The following is a 2,552-nucleotide window of genomic DNA, read 5'->3' as shown; positions in this document are numbered from 1 at the left end:
GCCCCGGCCCCGGCGCCGCCCCCGAGCGCGGCAAGACCCATCCCGGCGCCGTGCCGTCGCCGATGGTCGGCACCGCCTACCTGCGCCCCTCGCCCGAGGCGAAGGCCTTCGTCGAGGTCGGCTCCCGGGTCGAGGTCGGCGACAAGCTGCTGCTGATCGAGGCGATGAAGACCTTCAACGAGATCGTCGCGCCCCGCGCCGGCACGGTGGCCGCGATCTTCGTCGAGGACGGGCAGCCGGTCGAGTACGGCGAAGCCCTGATCGTCATCGAGTAGTCGGGCGCGCCTGTCCCCACCCGAACCGCGCACCCTCCGCTCGAAAGCGCCCCTGCCATGTTCGACAAGATCCTGATCGCCAACCGCGGCGAGATCGCGCTTCGCATCCTCCGGGCGTCGAAGGAGCTCGGCATCAAGACCGTGGCGGTGCACTCGACGGCCGACGCCGACGCGATGCACGTGCGGCTCGCCGACGAGAGCGTCTGCATCGGCCCGCCGGCCGCCCGCGACAGCTACCTCAACATCCCCTCGATCATCGCCGCCTGCGAGATCACCGGCGCCGACGCGGTCCATCCCGGCTACGGCTTCCTCTCGGAGAACGCACGCTTCGCCGAGGTGCTGGCCCACCACGAGATCGGCTTCATCGGCCCCAAGGCCGAGCACATCCGGATCATGGGCGACAAGATCGAGGCCAAGCGCACCGCGCTCAAGCTCGGCATCCCGTGCGTGCCCGGCTCCGACGGCGGCATCGAGGACCCGGAGGAGGCCAAGCGCGTCGCCGCCGAGATCGGCTACCCGGTGCTGGTCAAGGCGGCGGCCGGCGGCGGCGGGCGCGGCATGAAGGTGGCGCGCTCGGAAGCCGAGCTGAGCCAAGCGCTCGGCATGGCCCGCTCCGAGGCCAAGGCGGCGTTCGGCGACGACGCGGTCTACCTGGAGAAGTACCTCACCAACCCGCGCCACATCGAGGTGCAGGTGCTGGGCGACGGCCGCGGCGGCGCGGTGCACCTGGCCGAGCGCGACTGCTCGCTCCAGCGCCGGCACCAGAAGGTCTGGGAGGAGGGCGGCTCGCCCGCGCTCAACGAGGCGATGCGGGCCGAGATCGGCGAGATCTGCGCCGACGCGATGCGCAAGCTCGGCTACCTCGGCGCCGGCACCGTCGAGTTCCTGTACGAGGACGGGCGGTTCTACTTCATCGAGATGAACACGCGGATCCAGGTGGAGCATCCCGTCACCGAGATGATCACCGGCATCGACCTCGTGATCGAGCAGATCCGGGTCGCGGCCGGCGGCGCCCTGTCGGTGGCGCAGGGCGACATCAAGGTCGAGGGGCACGCCATCGAGTGTCGCATCAACGCCGAGCACCCGGCGACCTTCCGGCCCTCGCCCGGCCTCATCACCTACTACCACCCGCCCGGCGGCCTCGGCGTGCGCGTCGACTCGGCCGCCTTCCAGGGCTACCGCGTGCCGCCGCACTACGATTCGCTGATCGGCAAGCTCATCGTCCACGGCCGCACCCGCAACGAGTGCCTGATGCGCCTGCGCCGGGCGCTCGACGAGTTCGTCATCGACGGCGTCGACACCACGCTGCCGCTGTTCCGCACCCTGGTGCGCAACCCCGACGTCCAGAACGGCGCCTACGACATCCACTGGCTCGAGCATTTCCTGGAGGGGGGCGGCCTCGACGCCTGATCTCGTCGCGGCGGATCGGCGCGAAACCGGTCTTCGGCACGCCCGCGCGGGGCTCGAGCCGGGCCCGAATCCAGGATCCCGCGGGGATGATCCGGATTCGATGCGGGGCGTCGGCCGGTGGAACCGGAACGGAAGCGCCCGCCGCCCGTTGCTCGGTCCCATCGCACGCCATCGAAACGGATCTCCATGCGCCTCGCATCCCTCGCCCTCGTCGGCGCCCTGATCTCCGGCCCCGCCCTCGCCCAGGATGCCGGCAACGTCGGCCAGCCCTCGCGCGCCGTGCCCCAGGCCGGCCAGACCACCGGCGGCCCGCGCGACACGGCACCCGGCGCCGGCGGCGCGATGACCACCGGCAGCACCGCCACCCGCCCGGCCGGCGAGATGGGCGCGACCCCCGGCGCCGGTGCCGTCGACTCCGCCAAGGGCGGCAACGCCGACCAGACCAACAAGATGGCCCCCAACGCCGGCGCCACCTCGGGCGGCCCCGCCCGCTGATTCGCTCCGCCCGTCGCGAATCGCGAGGCCGGTTCCCGGAAGGGAGCCGGCCTTTTCGTTTTCCCGTCCTTCGCTGCGGCGACCCGGACAGATCGTTCGAGGCGCCGACCGGCCCCCTCTCCCGCACGGGAGAGGGGACCTGCGTTGTTTCCGGCCGCGACGCGGACGCATGACGGCCGGCGCGGTGGGCAGCGCAAGCCCGCCGCACCACCCAGGCTGGACATCCCACCGCCGCCGGACTGGAATGGCCGCATCAGGCGAAGGCCGGCACGGGAGGCGACGATGTCCGATCCGATCGTGATCGCGGGGGCGGCGCGCACGCCGATGGGCGCGTTCCAGGGGGAGCTGGCGCGGGTGGCGGCCCCGGAGCTC

3 protein-coding genes are annotated in these 2,552 nt (G+C 72.5%); all 3 read left to right on the top strand.

The annotated features are described in order from the left end of the window. Window positions 1-275 (top strand): biotin/lipoyl-containing protein (locus FV223_RS25015; protein ID WP_348644825.1); only part of this gene is annotated, 275 nt, incomplete at its 5' end. A 57-nt stretch (window positions 276-332) separates the two neighbouring features. Next, window positions 333-1,685 (top strand): acetyl-CoA carboxylase biotin carboxylase subunit, encoded by a 1,353-nt coding sequence (gene accC, locus FV223_RS25010; protein ID WP_147729490.1) that lies wholly within the window; start codon window positions 333-335, stop codon window positions 1,683-1,685. Between the two features lie 186 nt (window positions 1,686-1,871). Further along, the gene (locus FV223_RS25005) at window positions 1,872-2,180 is read left to right on the top strand and encodes a hypothetical protein (RefSeq protein WP_147729489.1); all 309 of its coding nucleotides are present in this window, start codon (window positions 1,872-1,874) and stop codon (window positions 2,178-2,180) included. Window positions 2,181-2,552: the final 372 nt, after the last annotated feature.

It is taken from the genome of Methylobacterium sp. WL116 (genome assembly GCF_008039455.1).
Lineage (GTDB): Bacteria > Pseudomonadota > Alphaproteobacteria > Rhizobiales > Beijerinckiaceae > Methylobacterium.
The sequence above is the reverse complement of the archived record's forward strand: the minus strand, read 5'-3'. Positions and strand labels throughout refer to the sequence as shown.